This window comes from Methylomonas sp. BG-2 (assembly GCF_057766305.1).
Genome location: NZ_JBYMAP010000012.1, coordinates 15,621 through 32,222, shown reverse-complemented (window position 1 = coordinate 32,222; position 16,602 = coordinate 15,621). Strand labels below are relative to the sequence as shown.

Here is a 16,602-nt window from a genome sequence, read left to right as displayed (position 1 = left end):
GTATTGTTGCACAGTATTGCTTGGGGCTACCTGTTGCGTGGGTGGGGATTCCTTTAGCCAAGCGCCAAGGAAAACGCCAGCCAAGCCGATGCAAGCACCAAGAATAATATTACTGCGATTGATTTTTGCTTGGTCTTTTGCGATGTGCTTTTTAATTTCTCGTTCAAAAACGATGAATTTTGGGGAGTCTTTTTTAGAAGAAGCCAATTCAATGGAAAGCTCAACGAATGACATTTTTTTCAGATCGCTATCACAAGGAATATCATGAACAACTTTGTTTACACCACATTCAAAAGCATCATTGTAAGGTTTGTTTTCTGTTTGCATGCAACCCCCTAACTAATGATTATCAGGCAAATCTGCCTGCATAAGTTGATATTAACCGCCTTTTCAGGCACTTTTGCTTGCGTATCCGGAAAAATAGGCATGTTTGCCTTGATAACTTGATACTGGCCGGTAAATCAGGCAATCTTGCCTGCGTATTGAATTGCCGCTGACTTTATCAGGTAGGCGCTTTGTGTCAAACGAGATTCCCCTTATCACCATAAGCTACCGAGCGAATACCCAGCCCATCAATCGAAAAGGACGCGCTTCACGTTGCGCCACGCAGTCTGTTTTTTAGCAACGTACCGAAACCCAGTAAACTCGCTAGCCCGGTCCAGAGTAAGGCCGGCATTAGATAGAAATATTGCTGATAGAAAGTGGCGGGCGGTTCGGCCAGGAAGGGGACGTGGTAGGACTCGGCCCAGCGAGTATGGAAGGGCGAAAACGCCAGCACGTCGCCGTTAGCCAGCGACACGGTGGAAATGCCGGTGTTGGTGACCCGCAACACCGGCCGGCGGAATTCCACGCCGCGCGCCAAGGTCATGTACAAATGCTGGTAGGGTTCCTGCCAGGTGCCGTACCAGGAATCGTTGGTGACGTTGACGATGAATTGGGCGCCCAAATCGGCCAGGCCCTTGGAAAACTCCGGGAACAGGCTTTCGTAGCAGACTTGCGGGCCCATCTTGAAGCCGTTCATCTCCAGCAACACGGTCGGACCCGGCCCGCGGCCGAATTGGCCGACCATCGGTAGCAGCTGTTTCAGCCAGGGAAAGGTTTCCGCGCCGGGCAGGTATTCGCCCAGCGCCAGCAGGATGGTTTTGCTGTAGTGCGGTTCCAGCACGTTGCCGGCTTGATCGACCGCGAACAGCGAATTGGTGATGTCGCCGCGGGCGTCTCGGCCGTAGGCGCCGGTCACCAGCGGTAGTTGGCGATTGCGCAGGTAGTCGCGCAGCAATTCGGCGTAAGGCGATTGGTTGAATTCGCCGCCCAACAGCGACGGGAAGGCGGTTTCCGACCACATCGCAAAATGCACGTTCGGCGATTTTTCCAGGCCCAGGTCGGTGGCGCGGAAATACTCGGTCAGGATTTCGGCGCGGTAACCCTTGCCGCGCTCCATCGCCTGCTTCTGGCCGTTGTCGATGTTGGCTTGCACCAATAATACATCCGCCGCCGCGTCCGGCTCCGGCAGGCGCTGTTTCAGCCACTGGCCGCCGCCATTCAATCCGGCGAACACCAGCAAAAATACCGCGAAGGCCCATTTGCCGGCTGGTTGCCGGCGGCGCAGCCAAGCGTATAGCAGCCACAAATTGGCGAGTATCGTCAGCATGCTGAGGCCAACAAAACCGACAACTTCCGCCCACTGGTACAGCGGCAAGCCGGCGCCGTACCAGCTATAGCCGAAATTCCATTTGAACAGCATCGGCACGTACAACTCGGCCAACGCGGTCAGTACCGCCATCAAGCAGAACGAAATCCCGGCATGGCCGGCCGCGAACCGCCTCAGCCCAAACCAGGCCATGCCGGCAAGCGGGGCGAACAGATGGCCGAACATCGCGAAAATCAGCATGCCGATCCCGGCGACCAACCAGTTCACCTGGGCAAATTCGTGCAGCGTATACGTCACCCAGTTGAAACCGATTAGTGTGTATACCGTGCTGGTCAGCACGCCGCCGAGCAGCACCGGTTTCAGCCGGTCCTGGCGCTGCCAGAACAGCCAAAGCGGCACGAAGCCGAACAGCGAGGCCCAAGGCGGCAACGGAATGTAGCTGGTGCCGATGAATAGGCCGGATAGAACCGGCAGCCACCAATCGGAAAATTTGCGCGGTTCGGCCGCCGGCCGGTTAGAAGCTGTGTTCATCAGATTCGGGGGTCCGGCTTGGCCGGATGCGGTTAAGGAAAGGCGTTCGCGACGCCGGCTTAGTCCGGCGACACCTGCAGCAAGTGCGGTTTGGCTGCGCCGAACAGCGCCGCCGGCCGGCCATTTTGCCAGAAGGCTTGCTGGTCGCGGTAATGGGCCGATAGAAAATGCCCGGACTGGCCGCCCGGCATTTGCAACAAGGCCTCTTCCGGATGCGACGGCGATAATACCAGCCGCTCGCTGGCGCCGTGGCCACCGTCCATCACCCGCACACAAACGCTGGCGCAACCGTCGCCGGCGAAGGCGGGCAGATTCAACAGCTCGGCCAGTTGCGGTATCGCCTTGGTAAACGGGTGCTGCAAAGTAATGGGGTGGGTTTCGCCCCAGCTGAGCCGGTCCGGCTCGGTCCGCGGATATTGCTCGCGCAGCGCGCGGACGGTTTGGCGCAGCGTATCGGTAATCATCGCCGACCAGTCGTCGCGGTAGGGATCGGCCAGCAGGCCGTTGGGGCGTTCGGTCAACAATTGGCGCAGCGGGGTTTCCATTGCCCGCCAGGCATAGCGAAATTCCGGATCGTAAACCCGGCAGGCCGCGACGACCTTGGCGAACACGGTTTCCGCCAGACGTTTGCGAAATTCGTTGACCACGGCGGCGCCGACGCTGTCCGCGTTCATCCGGCCGTCCCAAGCCTGCAAGGCGCGCTCGGCGCTTTGCAAATCGGCGTCTTTCTCCGGCAGGCCTCGCAATTCGTTCAGCGCCAGGTGCCGGAAAAAATCCAGCGCGCCGGCCCGGCTGTCGAGCTGAATCGCCAGCATGGCCGATTCGTCGATCTTGTCCTGGCCGCGCAATAATTCGGCGATCCGGAATGCGCGGTAACCCAAGGCCCAGTTGTGGCCGATCACGTAGGGGTAGTCGCGGCCCAGCGTGCGGTTGTTGGCGGTGGCGATAAAGCCCTCGGCCGGGTCCACCAATCTGGGCAATTGCTCGGGCGGGATAAAGTCCCGCCAAGCGACGTCGCCGTCCGCCCAGGAGCGGCTGATCAAGCCGTCGAAGCCGCTCCGCTTGGGGAAGCGGCCCATGTAGGTCCAGCCTATGCGGCCGTCCCGGTCGGCGACGACCACGTTTTGCGGCGGACCGCCGGCCCGGTTAATCAGTGCCAGCGCCTGATCGACGTTGGCGGCGCCGTCCAGATCGAGCAAGCCTATGTCTACGCCGTGGCGTTCCAGCGCGGTCCATTTGATCGCGACCGGCCGGCCCAGCAAGGGCTGGTCGGATACCGGTCCCCAAATCGTGTCGCGCAGCTCGATCTCGACGTCCGGCCGGCCTTTGACCTTGATCGTCTCGCGCTGGCTGGCGAATGGCCGCCAGCCTTGGGTAGTGCGATAGGCGTCGGGATGTTCGGCGTCGGTTTCCAGGGTCACCAGATCGAACAAATCGGCGGTGACGTTGGTGAAACCCCAGGCCACGCGATCATTGCCGCCGACGATGACGCCCGGCACGCCGGGCAAGGTCACGCCGTAGACGCGTTGGTTGCGGTATTGCAACTCGGCGCGGTACCAAATGTTGGGTAGGCCCAAGGCCAGGTGCATGTCGTTGGCGACGATGGCCCGGCCGTCGGCGGTCTTGGCGCCGGCCACGACCCAGTTGTTGGAACCGGCAACCAGGTTTTCGGCATCGACGCGGTTGACCGCCAGTTGCCGGCCGGCTTGCGGTAACGCAGCCAGCGCGTCGCGCGGCACGCTTTGGCTATAGCGGCGCGGTTGATCGCCACCGGTCAACACGGTCGCGTAAGGATCGGTGTCGGGGGTGAGGAAGGTCAACAAATCGGCCGGCAGCGCCTTGGCCATCACGCTGACCATGCGTTCGTCCTGCTCGTAGCCGTTCAGAGTTTGGAACATCGCCAACACCACCAGTAGGCTGTCCTCCGGCCGCCACGGCTCCGGGCGAAACCGTAGCGCCAGAAATTCCGGCGCCAGTATCGTGGTTTGAGCCAGATAGGCGTTGACGCCGGCGGCGTAGGCCTGCAATGCCGAGCGCTGGGTTTCCGGCAGGTCGGCGACGATTTGTGCGGCGGTGCGCTGAAAACGGAAGACCCGCTGCTTGCGGTCCAGGGCCAGCGCCGGCTCGCCGAACAACTCGGCCAGGCGGCCGGCGCTCTTGCGCCGCATCAATTCCATTTGAAACAGCCGGTCGCGGGCATGCAGGAAGCCCAGGATCCGGAAGGCGTCGTCCCGCTCTTGCGCCGCGATGGTCGGAATCGCCAGCTCGTCGCCGCGCACCGTTGCGGCCGCCGCCAAGCCCGGCAAGCGAATCTCGCCGTCTTGGTTCGGCAACGATGCCGCGAGCAGGCCGTAAACCACGGCGGCAACGGCAAGGATCAGGCCGATTATCGACAAGCCGGCGGTTTTCATCAGGGCCAGGGGATCTCGGTTGACTGGGGCGATCGGACCGGGGCCGCGCGGGCGGCCTCGAAAAACGGCGTAGCGGATGGGCTTAAGTAAAGCGGCATGACGGGATCGCGGGCGCTGTCCGGCCGTCTCAAGCGTTCGGCTCGGCCGAAAACCCAAACCATTCGTCCAACACCTGGTGCACGTCGTCGATGCCGGTTTTGTTCAGCGCCGAAAACAATTGCAGGCTGACGACGATCTCGGCCCGGCTCAAATCGCGCTGCACTTGCAACAACGTGGTTTTGGCGGCGCCGAATTTCAATTTGTCGGCCTTGGTCAGCAAGATGTGCAGCGGCAACTTGCTGATCTCGCACCATTCGACCATTTGCCAATCGAAGTCGGTCAGCGGATGGCGGATATCCATCACCAACACGATGCCGGACAGCGCTTTGCGATGCTTCAGATAGGTTTCCATCATTTGTTGCCATTCCCGTTTCATCGCCTCGGGCACCTTGGCGTAGCCGTAGCCCGGCAAATCGACCAATTTGCGCTCGTCGTCGATGCGGAAGAAATTCAACAATTGGGTGCGCCCCGGCGTTTTACTGACTCTGGCCAAGGCATTTTGTTGGACCAGCGTGTTGATCGCGCTGGATTTGCCGGCGTTGGAACGGCCGGCAAAGGCGATTTCCATCCCTTGATCCGGCGGCGCGTCTTGCAATCTCGGCGCGCTGGCAACGAATGTAGCCTGGTGATAAAGGGGGTTCATGACGATCTCGCTTAGTCAAATTAAATCGGTTAGAATCCCGGCATTATAACGTCTATAGGCAAGTGTCCATTTGCTTATGTCGATCCATCATCCTGAACAGGGGCTTCAAATAATGATAAAAAAACTGCTGACTGTTTCCGTCACCCTGGCTCTGGCCTTTACCGGCCACGCGTATGCGCAGGGCAACAGTGGCGCGGGCAAAACCAAGGCGGCGGCTTGCGCCGGTTGCCACGGCGAAGACGGCAACAGCATGATGCCTAGCTTTCCCAAACTGGCCGGCCAACACCAAAACTATCTGGCCAAGCAACTGCAAGCGTTTAAATCCGGCACTCGCAACTCGCCGATGATGGCACCGCTGGCGGCAGGCCTGGACGAGCAAGCCATACAAGAAATCGCTACCTACTATTCCGCCAACAAAATCAGCGGTAACCCGGCGCCGAAATTACCCGACAATGACGACGACGAGGCACCCGCCAAAACCGACGAACAGAAAAAAGCCGAATTGACCGCGCTGATCGCTCAAGGCAGCGACTTGTACCGCAACGGCGATTTGAATCGCGAAGTTTCCGCGTGCGTGGCCTGCCACGGTCCCTTCGGCGAAGGCAACAAGCCCGCCGCGTTCCCGGCCCTGCACTCGCAACATGCCGATTATTTGATCAAGTCGCTGACCGACTTCAAATCCGGCGCGCGTAGCAACAATCCGGAAAACATGATGCACATGATTGCCGGAAAAATGACCGATCAACAAATCCAGGCCGTTGCCTATTACATTTCCACGATGAAGTAACCGCCATCCGCCGCCGGCCTTTTCGGGCCGGCGGTTGTGTCCGTCGCGGTTTCGCGAAACAAATCGGTTGCATCGGCGCGTCGCCTATCGCCAATATTGGATTTTCGTCGCCGAACTCCGCGCCGGACAGTCCTCCAACACTCCGCCGTATGCCGAGCTTGCCGATTCAGTGTCCATCGCCGTCCAACCCTCGCGGTCACCAAGTCTCTTCCGCTCGGACTTTGCGTTTTTCGTATCGGCCGCTATAGTGTCGGCACTTTATCGGGACGGTCGAGTCTGAACCGGAAATCCCGGATTCGGTCACCATCCGCCATGTTCCGCTGCCGCCGATCGGGATAACGTTTTTGTTGGGATTTCATTCTTACGGAGAACCATAGATGTTGAAAAAAATCGCGATATTAGGATTGTTCTGCTTCACCGCGCTGGCTCGCGCCGAAGGCGGCTACGAAACCTTGGCCCCCGCCCAACCGGTGCAAAACCCGGATAAAATCGAAGTGATCGAGTTTTTTTGGTACGGCTGCCCGCATTGCTACAGCCTGGAGCCGTCGATGGTGGAATGGCTGAAAACCAAGCCGGCCAACGTCGAGTTCATCCGCCAACCCGCTGTATTCAGCGACATTTGGGGCAAGCACGCCAAGGCTTATTTCACGGCGGAGGCACTCGGGGTTCTCGAAAAAGTCCACGCCGACTTCTTCGACACCATCCAGAACAAAAAGCAAAAACTGGTCAGCGAAGACGAACTGGCTAAATTCTTCGCCGAACACGGCGTCAAGGACGAAGATTTTCGCAATGCCTACAATTCCTTCCTGGTAGACGCCAAATTGCGCCAGGCCGAAGCGATGGGACCGCGCTACGGCATTACCGGGGTACCGGCTTTGATTATTAACGGCAAATATAAAGTGACCGGGCAATCCGCCAAATCCCAAGCCAACATGATCAGCGTCACCAACGAACTAATCGCGCAAGAAGCCCAAAAGAAATAACCGGCTCCAATGCGTTGCCACGCCGGGCCAAGGCCCGGCCGCCGCGCGACTTAAATTGAATAGTCTATAATTCCCTGTCGGCGGATTATAAATTTGGGGCATGTTTCATGGTTTTTTTCAGGAACAAGGATGAAGGGCAGGAACAGTGGAAGGAAAAGTACTTCCGCCTGCTCGAAGACCAGGAAAAAACCGAAAAACAGTACAAGGCCAACGAAGATCTTCTCTGTAAAACCATCGTCCGTTTTGCGCTGGCGGTTAAGGGACTCAACCGCCAATTGGACCCCCATTTAAACCGGATACGCAACCTACTGAAAAGCGGCTTGCAAAGTCATTTGCTGCAAAAAGAACTGACCGCGTTCTCCAGTGCGTTAATCATGCTGGAAGACGATAGCGCCAATCATCCGCTCGACGCCTCTTTGCTGTTCGAATTTCTGGGTAAACTCTACCCGCATTGGCTGGATCAATTCGAAGAGATACAGCAGCGCTACCAAAGTCGGCAGTACGCCAACAATCAAGCCTTGTATATGGCGCTGTTGGAGTTGATCGACCAGGATAAATCAGCCAACAGTATCGATTTGGCGCTGGATTTCGCCGAGGTCGACAAAAAAGCCCTCAACCTGCAGTTACTGCGGCTGCTGGAAAGCATCGATATTCCCACCGAATTCGCCGAGAAATCCGCGCAAATCAAGCGCCGTTTACAAGAAAGCCAAGCACTGGGGCCGATTTTCGACGACACCGTGGCGTTATTGCTCACTATCAAGAAATACATGGAAGCCGAGCAACTGGAAATGGCGGCGTTTTTGTCGAAATTGACCGAACAGTTGACCGAGCTTGGCATTAAGGCCATCGGCGTCAATCTGGCTAACGAATCTTCGGCCAAAAAGCGCAACCTGTTGGACCGCACCGTATCGGACCAGTTAGTGGATCTGCAGACGCAGTCGGCCAACGCTACCCAGCTTGAACCCCTCAAGCAGTTGATCAGTAGTCGCTTGCAAACCATTAGCCAACAAATTCAGGCACACAATCAACAGGAACAGCTGGAACGCGAAAAAGTCGACCGCGAATTGCGGGTGCTATCGGAAAAGCTGAAAGACATGGAGGCGGAGTCCGGCGAATTGCGGGAACGCTTGGACCAAGCCCAACACCGCGCCACCCGCGATCCGCTGACCGGCTTGGCGAACCGGCTGGCCTTCGAGGAACGTCTGGATCTTGAAATCGCGCGCTATCGACGCACTCTTCTGGCGTTTTCCTTGATCGTCTGGGACGTGGACTTTTTCAAGGCCATCAACGATACCTACGGTCACAAGTCCGGCGACAAGGCGTTGGTCGCGATCGCCAAGCTGTTATCCAAACATTGCCGCCAAAGCGACTTTGTTGCCCGGTTCGGCGGCGAGGAATTCGTGATGCTGTTGCCGGACACCGATGCCCAAGCGGCGTTGTCCGTCGCGGACAAATTGCGGGCCATCGTCGGAAACAGCGGTTTCGTCGCCAACGGCAATCGCTTGGCAATCACGATTTCCGGCGGCATCAGCCAATTTAACGCCGACGATACCCCAGAAACCATCTTTGAAAGGGCCGATAAAGGTTTATACCAAGCCAAACAAAACGGCCGAAATCGTTGCATCGTCGCATAACCGGGATTTATTCAATGGAAGTCATGTCCCCGTACGCCAAACCGGCCGACATCGAAAAATTCTTGTACAAATTGGTGTTGCAGTTGTTGATCTTTAGCCAGGGCAGCCACAAATTGCTGGAACCGCATTTAGTGACGATAGGCGGCAAGCTCAGAAACGGCGCCAATTTGAATGACTTGCTGGGCGATTTACACTCGGTTTCCAAAACCCTGCTGCATATTTCCAAAACCAAACAGGACGTCAAGCCGGAAACTCAAGCTAATCCAGCCTCCCAGGACGATTATCTGTTTAACCGACTGGACGAGCTGCTGGCCGAATCCGACGTGCCGTTGCGCTTCCAGCAGCATACCTCGTCGTTGCGGCAACGCATTCGGGAGCGCAACGGCGAACATTCCTATCGGAAAGTGATTGATTCCGCATTCAGTCTGTTGCTGAACGTTCGGGACTTTACCGTTTCCGAACAATCCGGTATCGATACGTTTTTATCGGATTTAAGCCACCAATTGATTGAAATCGAGCAACAAGCCGAAATCGCCAGCGAAGCGAATCGACTGTCGATCGACAGCCGCGACTCCTTGAACGATTCGATACAGCGTCAAGTCCACGATTTCCAGGATACGATGCGCTCGGTCGATGAGTTGAGCAGCGCCAAAAGCAAGACCGGCGAGCATCTGGATCGGCTGCTGCTGCAACTGTTGGAACACAAGCAGCAAGAGGATGCCAGACAGCAGGAAGCGCAGTTGAAGATTGAGACGATGGCTCTTAAGCTGATGGAACTGGAATCGGAAACCGAATCGCTACGGACCAAGCTGAAAATTGAACACGACCGTGCCTTGGGCGATCCTCTGACCGGGCTACCCAATCGCGCGGCTTACAATAACCGGGCTGACATGGAGCAAAACCGGTGGCGCCGCTATCGTTCGCCGTTGTCCTTGGTGGTTTGGGATATCGATTATTTCAAACGCATTAACGATACTTACGGACACAAAGCCGGCGATAAAACCCTGACCTTGGTTGGTCAGTTGCTGGCTAACAATTGCCGGGAAACCGATTTCGTGGCGCGCTACGGCGGCGAAGAGTTCGTAATGTTGATGCCCAACACCAGCGCGCCGCAAGCACTGGAAGTCGCCGAACACTTGCGGATAATGATTCAGGGCTGCGGCTTTAATTCCAACGGCGAGGAAATCGATCTGACGCTAAGTTGCGGAATTAGCGAATTCGACAACGACGATACGCATGACGACGTCTTCATTCGAGCCGACAAAGCCTTGTACCACTCCAAACGCTTGGGCCGCAACCGATGCACGGTGTATGCGGCCGGGATCGATCATTAGCCGAGTCGATTTACTCGTTCCGCCTAAACGGCTAAATTCGGTGGCAATAACGATTAGGCGTAGCTTACGGTTCTCGTGAACTGTTGAAATAGAGCCACCGGTTCCAGGCAACGATCGAAAATACCAATGGCTTCGTCGCAGGAAATGACTTCCTGTTGGCTGTCGAGGATAAAATTAGCCAAACTGAATATGCATTGCCAATGGCAGGGATTTTCGACGAAACGGAAAGCCTGCTCCAGCAGTTCCTGCATTTTTTCTTCGCGCTGGGTTTTCGAAGCAATAAAGCATTCTAAATACCCCTCGGCTTTTTCCAGGTCGCTGTAACCGCCGTAATTGTGCAAGGCCTCGAAACTCATTAGGCCCAGATTGAAAACCTCGTCGTCGCGAATAGCGACGTATTTGGCTTCAGCTAAAGGACCCACCAATAAATTGACCACATCGGCCTCGTAAGCCCGCTGACAGCTATGCTGATAGGGTTCGTCGGAAAACGCGGCAAAACTTTCCAGCACTGCAATGGGCAAATTTTGAATTAAATTGCCATCGACCACTTTTGCGGTAAATTGGCGACTATCGAGGCTGGGGCGTTTAAGTTGAATTTCGAAAAATACCGGGGGTAATTGCTTTTGGCGGTTGCCTAAATGTATCGCAGCGGCGTGTCCCGCTTCATGGAAAGCCGTCCGCCGATTTAACTCGTTGGGATGAACAAACGCGGACTTAGTAGAGCAAAAGTTCCGTTCCATAAGTAACCTCGTCCAAAAAAAGATGCGGCACCGAGGCCGCATTGAGGAAGGATATTAAACTCTTTACCCTTTAGGAGAGGGAGCGCATACAAGAGTTGCACATAGTTTATTGGCATCCGCCGCGTTTGGAAATGTGACAAATTGCCGCGCGTCAAACTGTCACTTAATTCGCGGCAAAAGCACTTCGTCAATGGCTCTACGCCGGAATCAATTTCGTTCAGCGCTGTGCCGATTGGTCCAGAACGGCAACGATAACGCGACCAAACAACCCAACCAGTTCAAGAGTTGCCGGTTATATAAGGTATATTCCAGCGCGACCGGTAAACCGGCGGACAATCCTGGATGAGCCTGAATAAAGTCTCGGCCATTCAAGAAGGCCGCGGCTTCTCCGAAGACCATGGCCAAACAGGCGAAAATCAGGAAATAAGCGATCAGCGGATCGCGCCGAGTACCTAAATTCCAACCGGTCAACTGATCGAAACACAACAGCGAGCCATTGATACTCCCTCGTGCCAGCCACTGGCAAGCCATCAAACCAAGGATACCAAACGCGGGTATTGCAAACTGTTCGATTGGAAAACTCAAATAACGGCCATGAAAAGCCAAGCCGTAGGTTTTATAAAACGCCAAGCCGATAAACAGCATATAAGCGGTGCGCAAGATATTGGCCAATCCAAAATCGCCGGCTTTATCGCGTAGAATCGCCGAATAACGATTCAGCAGCGCGGCCGCCAAACCGGCATTGGCGAGCGTGACAGCCACGGTATAGGCGCGTTGCCAAATGCTGTAACTGGTATACCAAAGAAAATCGGCCAAACCCACCAAACAGCCGGCAAACACCTGAGCCAAGGCCAGAAACAACAGCAAACGACCTGTGGACAGCGCCGCCAGTGAGTTTCGAAAGAACCCCGCCGCCAACAGCAGCAATAATGAAGCGAGCGCGTAAGCGATCGGCCAATCCGGATTTTCGTAAACCGGCCCGGTCAGCGGGAACACCGGCTTCCTGTCCACCGACAATAATCCCCAATTGGCGCCGACCACGCCTTCCAGCTCGCTTTTCCAGGGTTGGTTGAAGGCTTCGACGATGTTGTAGTCGAAGCCGTGCCGATTGGCGACCTGAATCATGCCGCGAATGAATTTGGCTTCGTTGACCACGCCGGGTACCGCCATGCCCCGTTGCCGACCGGCGCTGGGCCAGCCCGACTCCCCGATTAATATCGGCTTGCCCGGCGCCACGCCGCGCGCCTCGTTTTCGACTTGGCGAACAATTTTTTCCAAATGTTGGGATGCGTTATCGACCGAAATCGGTTCGTCCTCCCAATAGGGCAATATATGGATGGTAATGAAATCCACCTCGGCGAACAGCTTGGGATGCTTCATGTACATCGACCACACATCGGCGTAGGACACTGGTTGCTTGACCGCCCGCTTCACCTCGCGGATGTAGCCGATCAGCCTATCGACGTCCAACTCGCCGCGCAACAACACCTCGTTACCGACGATTACCCGTTTCACCACATCCGGGTTGGCGTTCGCCGATTGGATCAAGGCATCGACCTCCTTGCGGTTATCCTTATAACCGCCGCCTATCCAGGCGCCCTGAATCATTTTCAAGCCGGATTTGCGGGCCAAATCCGGCGTTGGCTGCAAACCACCCAGGCTGGAATAAGTGCGTATGGTTTCGGTCTTATCGGCCACCACTTGCAAATCTTCTTCGACGTGTTCGGCGAGAGGATAAATCTCTTCGAGGGGACTATAGCCCTCGCGGAAGGGCGCGAACGATAAACTGCGCAGTTTGCCGGAAGGCACGTCGGTACCCGCCTCTTGCGGGCGATTGGACCACCAGTCGTAACCGCCGTGAACGGCAAGTATCAATAAAACGAATAACAGGATTCTGGAGCTGGGCATGATAGCGATGAATGCAGTGAAGAAGGCCGGATCGGCTAGCAATTTGCTAGCGCCGTGGAATTATAAAGGGCATTGTTTGGTTTGCGAAAACTGCGTCTATCCGACCGGCTCCGGCAATAAAGAATTGCTGTACTTTGCCTATGGGTTCTGGTTACAGTATCGCGCTTTTCTAATGTTCTCGGCCACTGTTTGAGTGGCTCGCTAGTCGTCTGCTTTATGAGGTTTTCTATGCACAAAAAGGTTATCCCCATGCTGTGTGGGGCTCTGCTGCTGCCGTTATCTCCGTTGGCCCTAGCGGTCGCGGATAAGCTGCCGAGCTCGACCAGCGTCAAATTGGGTGCGGCAGAGGAAGTTTGTTCCGAATTTACCGATGCCAAGTGGCGTGACGCGCAAGTGATCGACGGTGTGGAAATACAAGAATCACGGATGTGTAACCCCGATAATCCCGCCGAGGTCGCGGCCTTCGTCAAAGGCACCAATAATATTTCGATGGCGACGCTGATGGAAACGCAGCTGGCCGCCGATGCGCTGACGGTCAGCAACGACATGGACGGCGACGGCGATCCCGACCATTACATCATCAAACTGGAAATCGCCGAACTGAACGGTCATTCGCCCGACATGCGCGAGCCGACCACCACCTTCGATATCGCGCCCGGCATCCAACCGACCTTCTGGGTATTCGCGCCGAAAACCCGCGACATGTCGACGCTGAGCCTCTACGAACCGATCGCCAACCCGCTGCTCAGAGCGCCGTCGCCGACGATTCGGGTCGAACAGGGCGACATCGTCTGGATCGTACTGGAAAACAACCACTACTTTCCGCACTCGATCCATTTGCACGGTATCGACCACCCCTACATGGACCACAGCGGCGAAGGCAACGACGGCGTTGGTCAGACCGGTCAAATGGACGTGCTGCCCGGCCAAAGCAAAACCTACGTGATCAAGCCGCGCCAACCGGGCACGATGTATTACCACTGCCACGTCCAGCCGCACGTCCACATCCCGATGGGCTTGCAAGGCATTTTCGTCGTGGAGGAAAACCGGCCGAACAACTGGGTGCAAGTTTTCAACGTCGGCAACGGTCAGGTTCGCCATCCGTCGGTCGCCGTCAAGGAAAAGTACGCGGCGGAATACGACTTGCACTATCAATCCGCCGACAAGGAATTGCACGAAATGGCTCGGTCGGCCAACGACCCGCGCCTGTTGGCGCGCCGCCTGAATCAGGAATACGACATCACCGACGCCAAGCCTGATTACTTCATGTTGAACGGGCGCTCGTTTCCCTACACCTTGCGGGAATCGCTGATTCTGATGGAAGAAAACAAAAAGGTGAAGCTGCGGGTTCTCAACGGCCACGAGGAAGCCTTCGCGCTGCACATCCATGGCCATAAGCCGATGGTCACGCATTATGACGGCGTTGACAACGGCCCGTCTTCGTACATCAAACGCGATGTCCACGGCATGGTGCCGGCGCAACGGCTCGATTTGGAGTTGAGCGGCGTCGACGACGGTTTGAACAGCTTCGGCCAAGGCGTCTGGATGTTCCACGACCACGTCGAAAAATCGTTCACCACCAACGGTGTCGGCGAGGGCGGCGACATCAGCTTGGTCGTCTACAAAGGCTTCATGGACGAACGGGGCATACCCAAAGTCCACGGCATGAGCTTGGCGCCGTACTTCACCAAGGAGTTTTGGCAAGGCAAGTTTCCGGCCTGGCAAGATTACGACGCCTGGAAAAGTTTAGGTTTGCCGGAAATCGCCACTAAAAAGCAAGCGGCTTTCGTACCGCCACCACCGGTGGCGCCAAAAACCGACGCAACGGCACAAACAGCTGGTACCGATACCTCGTTTTTCAGCCAACTGATCAACGGTATCGTGCTGGGTGGTTTGCTATACGCGGCTTATTTAAACCGCGAGCGCATCCTGGCGATGTTCGCCAAAAAGTAAACGGCGCGGCCTTCGGCTCCGAGCGCGCTGCTCGGAGCCCTTCTCGACTTAATAGACGTAAAACTGCCGCATCATCCCCAGGTCCTCGTGCTCGAGGTTATGGCAGTGGTAAAGAAACAGGCCTTTGTAGTCCTGAAACGGTTTGGCGATTTCCACGGTTTCTCCCGGCATCACCAGCACCGTATCTTTCCAGCCGCTGTCGATAAAGCCGTCCTTGACGCTGGCGTAGCCATCGGTATCGGCGGCCTGTCTGGAGAGGACCTGAAATTGCTGGCCGTGTAAATGAATGGGATGGGCCATATCCATCATTGCGCCGCCCATTCCCCCCATGCCGTGCTCCGCTTCCCCTTCTCCGTCCGCGTCGTCTCGATGCCGCATACTACCCATCATCCCCATCCCTCCCCGGTGATGGCCCCCGGCGTGATCGTGAAAAATCCGGATCTTCTTGATCGAGCCCAACGGCACTTTCTCGGCCTCTACCACCCTGTCCATGGCAAACGACATACTGTTTAACAGCGGTCGCATCGGCTGCATCGAAAGCGCTATCGGTAGCGGGCGGTCGGGATTGTCGGTATCGGCGGCGGTCAAGCGTCGGAACGGAACCAGTTTTTCCGGTAACTTGGGCGAATCGGAGACTTTTTCGGCGACTTCGAATACCGCGATCGGAAATTTGGCGCCTTGGTGTATACCGCGATGCATCATAGCGCCATGTCCCATCCGTTCGAACATCGCCGGCATCGCCCCGCTGTACGGGAGGCTGAACAAAGTCAGTTTCGATCCGACCGCCCGGCCGCTGAAGTCCAACCATAAATCGATACGCTCGCCCGGCGCCAACATCAGATAGGGCCGGGTTTCCGGGCGGGCCAACAAACCGGCGTCGGTAGCGATGGCGGTCAGCGGCGTGCCGTCGTCCCAACCCAGCTTATAAATCCGGGAGTTGGACCCATTCAAGGCCCTGAACCGATAGGCCCTGGATTTAACGCGAAACTGGGCGTTCGGTTTGCCGTTGACCAGTATCGTATCGCCGAGAAAGCCCATCATCCGCTGCGGCATGCCGTGCACGTAGCGAAGCTGGTTGCGGTTGTCGAAGCTTCGATCCTGTATCACCAACGGCAGGTCGTATTCGCCGTCCGGTAAGTCCAGCTTGGCTTCCTCGGCATCGCGGACCACGATCAAACCCGACAAACCCCGGTAAACCTGTTCGGCGGTCAGATTGTGCGCGTGCGAGTGGTAAAAACTGGTGCCGGCCGGATTGCGCACTTCAAATTCGTAAACATACTGCTCGCCCGGCGCTATCGTATACATCGGGTGGCCGTCGCTGCTTTGCGGAACATGCAAGCCGTGCCAATGAATAATCGTGGCTTCGCTAAGTTGATTGGTGAAATAAACCCGTACCTTTTGGCCCTGCTGGAGGTTCAACACAGGCCCAAGGTAGTTGTTGGGCAATTGCACCAGGCTATTCGCCGGGCCCTTGCGCACGCCGCCGAAAAATTTCTGCACCTCGGTCGCCGGTCCTTGGCTCAGCACCGCAATCCGAGCGAGCTGGGCGGTGAAGTCGAGTTCGACGTCCGGATGGAAACCGGCTGTCGGGGCGTTGCTAAGCGTCCCGGCACTCAGCCAACGCGGGCCAGCCGCCAAGGCGCCGCCGAGTGCGGAATACTTTAAAAACCGGCGTCTGCCGGCGTCTATAGACATGGATATACCCATGAGCTCCCCCTTCCTCGTTGTGATTGGCTTAATCGATAAGCTCTCGTTATTGACGCCGACCATACTCTTTTTCCGATCCCTAAACAACGCCCTATTCAGCGAGCCAAGCCCGGTACCTTGAACGGTCACAATCCGGATTTGGGTGTTAGAATGCTCGGCCGGGGGCGATCTCTATTCACCGGCGGTGCGGCAATGCGTCCATCGCGGCGGTGCCGGAATCT

At 56.5% G+C, this 16,602-nt stretch carries 13 protein-coding genes; 6 read left to right on the top strand and 7 right to left on the bottom strand.

What is annotated here, in order from left to right; all coding sequences use genetic code 11:
* The 4 genes from AC3B8H_RS02315 to yihA all read right to left on the bottom strand — a co-directional run.
* On the bottom strand, positions 1-327 hold a 327-nt coding region (locus tag AC3B8H_RS02315), incomplete at its 3' end, for a hypothetical protein (protein WP_488440004.1).
* Positions 328-592: 265 nt separating this feature from the next.
* Positions 593-2,182 (bottom strand): apolipoprotein N-acyltransferase, encoded by a 1,590-nt coding sequence (gene lnt / locus AC3B8H_RS02310; protein WP_488440003.1) that lies wholly within the window; start codon positions 2,180-2,182, stop codon positions 593-595.
* Between the two features lie 59 nt (positions 2,183-2,241).
* Complete coding sequence (locus AC3B8H_RS02305; protein ID WP_488440002.1) at positions 2,242-4,593, bottom strand: penicillin acylase family protein; 2,352 nt, start codon at positions 4,591-4,593, stop codon at positions 2,242-2,244.
* A 127-nt stretch (positions 4,594-4,720) separates the two neighbouring features.
* The gene (yihA, locus tag AC3B8H_RS02300) at positions 4,721-5,335 is read right to left on the bottom strand and encodes a ribosome biogenesis GTP-binding protein YihA/YsxC (protein ID WP_488440001.1); all 615 of its coding nucleotides are present in this window, start codon (positions 5,333-5,335) and stop codon (positions 4,721-4,723) included.
* 112 nt (positions 5,336-5,447) lie between these two features.
* Between yihA and AC3B8H_RS02295 the strand changes: the two genes are divergently transcribed.
* From AC3B8H_RS02295 to AC3B8H_RS02280, 4 genes are all read left to right on the top strand, one after another.
* Positions 5,448-6,122: a c-type cytochrome gene (locus AC3B8H_RS02295; protein WP_488440000.1), complete on the top strand. Its 675-nt coding sequence runs from the start codon at positions 5,448-5,450 to the stop codon at positions 6,120-6,122.
* A gap of 377 nt (positions 6,123-6,499) precedes the next feature.
* Positions 6,500-7,105: a thiol:disulfide interchange protein DsbA/DsbL gene (locus AC3B8H_RS02290; protein WP_488439999.1), complete on the top strand. Its 606-nt coding sequence runs from the start codon at positions 6,500-6,502 to the stop codon at positions 7,103-7,105.
* A 107-nt stretch (positions 7,106-7,212) separates the two neighbouring features.
* A complete protein-coding gene (locus AC3B8H_RS02285) occupies positions 7,213-8,739 on the top strand; it encodes a GGDEF domain-containing protein (RefSeq protein ID WP_488439998.1) in 1,527 nt (508 codons plus the stop codon).
* Positions 8,740-8,753: 14 nt separating this feature from the next.
* On the top strand, positions 8,754-10,073 hold the full coding sequence (locus AC3B8H_RS02280) for a GGDEF domain-containing protein (protein WP_488439997.1): 1,320 nt from the start codon (positions 8,754-8,756) through the stop codon (positions 10,071-10,073).
* A gap of 53 nt (positions 10,074-10,126) precedes the next feature.
* Here AC3B8H_RS02280 and AC3B8H_RS02275 read toward each other — a convergent pair whose 3' ends face one another.
* The gene (locus AC3B8H_RS02275; protein ID WP_488439996.1) at positions 10,127-10,813 is read right to left on the bottom strand and encodes a hypothetical protein; all 687 of its coding nucleotides are present in this window, start codon (positions 10,811-10,813) and stop codon (positions 10,127-10,129) included.
* Between the two features lie 207 nt (positions 10,814-11,020).
* A complete protein-coding gene (locus AC3B8H_RS02270; RefSeq protein WP_488439995.1) occupies positions 11,021-12,721 on the bottom strand; it encodes a glycoside hydrolase family 17 protein in 1,701 nt (566 codons plus the stop codon).
* On the opposite strand from AC3B8H_RS02270, the gene AC3B8H_RS02265 reads away from it, so the two are divergent.
* Together AC3B8H_RS02265 and AC3B8H_RS02260 are read left to right on the top strand one after the other, a co-directional pair.
* Positions 12,720-12,914 (top strand): hypothetical protein, encoded by a 195-nt coding sequence (locus tag AC3B8H_RS02265; protein WP_488439994.1) that lies wholly within the window; start codon positions 12,720-12,722, stop codon positions 12,912-12,914. The genes AC3B8H_RS02270 and AC3B8H_RS02265 overlap by 2 nt on opposite strands.
* Before the next feature lie 35 nt (positions 12,915-12,949).
* Positions 12,950-14,674 carry a multicopper oxidase domain-containing protein gene (locus AC3B8H_RS02260; protein ID WP_488439993.1) on the top strand — a complete coding sequence of 575 codons (1,725 nt, stop codon included), beginning with the start codon at positions 12,950-12,952 and terminating at the stop codon, positions 14,672-14,674.
* A gap of 48 nt (positions 14,675-14,722) precedes the next feature.
* Here AC3B8H_RS02260 and AC3B8H_RS02255 read toward each other — a convergent pair whose 3' ends face one another.
* The gene (locus AC3B8H_RS02255) at positions 14,723-16,369 is read right to left on the bottom strand and encodes a multicopper oxidase family protein (protein WP_488439992.1); all 1,647 of its coding nucleotides are present in this window, start codon (positions 16,367-16,369) and stop codon (positions 14,723-14,725) included.
* Positions 16,370-16,602 lie beyond the last annotated feature (233 nt).

Coding starts and splice junctions, on each gene's coding strand:
- lnt (WP_488440003.1), bottom strand. CDS start 2,182: ATGAACACAGCTTCTAACCGGCCGGCGGCCGAACCGCGCAAATTTTCC.
- AC3B8H_RS02305 (WP_488440002.1), bottom strand. CDS start 4,593: ATGAAAACCGCCGGCTTGTCGATAATCGGCCTGATCCTTGCCGTTGCC.
- yihA (WP_488440001.1), bottom strand. CDS start 5,335: ATGAACCCCCTTTATCACCAGGCTACATTCGTTGCCAGCGCGCCGAGA.
- AC3B8H_RS02295 (WP_488440000.1), top strand. CDS start 5,448: ATGATAAAAAAACTGCTGACTGTTTCCGTCACCCTGGCTCTGGCCTTT.
- AC3B8H_RS02290 (WP_488439999.1), top strand. CDS start 6,500: ATGTTGAAAAAAATCGCGATATTAGGATTGTTCTGCTTCACCGCGCTG.
- AC3B8H_RS02285 (WP_488439998.1), top strand. CDS start 7,213: ATGGTTTTTTTCAGGAACAAGGATGAAGGGCAGGAACAGTGGAAGGAA.
- AC3B8H_RS02280 (WP_488439997.1), top strand. CDS start 8,754: ATGGAAGTCATGTCCCCGTACGCCAAACCGGCCGACATCGAAAAATTC.
- AC3B8H_RS02275 (WP_488439996.1), bottom strand. CDS start 10,813: ATGGAACGGAACTTTTGCTCTACTAAGTCCGCGTTTGTTCATCCCAAC.
- AC3B8H_RS02265 (WP_488439994.1), top strand. CDS start 12,720: ATGATAGCGATGAATGCAGTGAAGAAGGCCGGATCGGCTAGCAATTTG.
- AC3B8H_RS02270 (WP_488439995.1), bottom strand. CDS start 12,721: ATGCCCAGCTCCAGAATCCTGTTATTCGTTTTATTGATACTTGCCGTT.
- AC3B8H_RS02260 (WP_488439993.1), top strand. CDS start 12,950: ATGCACAAAAAGGTTATCCCCATGCTGTGTGGGGCTCTGCTGCTGCCG.
- AC3B8H_RS02255 (WP_488439992.1), bottom strand. CDS start 16,369: ATGTCTATAGACGCCGGCAGACGCCGGTTTTTAAAGTATTCCGCACTC.